The sequence below is a fragment of the Achromobacter sp. SIMBA_011 genome, assembly GCF_046535435.1.
Classification (GTDB): domain Bacteria; phylum Pseudomonadota; class Gammaproteobacteria; order Burkholderiales; family Burkholderiaceae_B; genus Achromobacter; species Achromobacter dolens.
This window is the reverse complement of record NZ_JAWRWN010000240.1, coordinates 1-302: the sequence shown is the minus strand read 5'-3', so window position 1 is coordinate 302 and position 302 is coordinate 1. Positions and strand designations below refer to the sequence as shown.

Annotated in this window: 1 protein-coding gene; it reads right to left on the bottom strand. The window is 61.9% G+C overall.

The annotated features are described in order from the left end of the window. On the bottom strand, window positions 1-302 hold a 302-nt coding region (locus tag SB816_RS30755), incomplete at both ends, for a hypothetical protein (protein WP_410548087.1).

The window sequence follows — 302 nt, the reverse complement described above, 5'->3', positions numbered from 1 at the left end:
GATGTTGCATTGAGACTGCCGCCCGACACGATTTGCGCAGTCGGGCTCAATGCCGTGACCGTGTTCGCCACAGCCGTTCCAGTATAGGTCGTGTAGAAGTACCCGCTGTTCCACTGGCCGCCGTGAGGCGGCTCAATGTACATGCCGCCCGGCTGTTTGATCAACGCGGCCGTTTCGGCCGGTGTGATGTTGTCGGACCGGAGACCGGCGATCATCTGTCCCCCTCCCGCGCAATTCACCGCGAAGTACGATGCGCAACCTGACAGGCTAATGCCGTATTGCGCGAGGGCCGCCGGATCGAC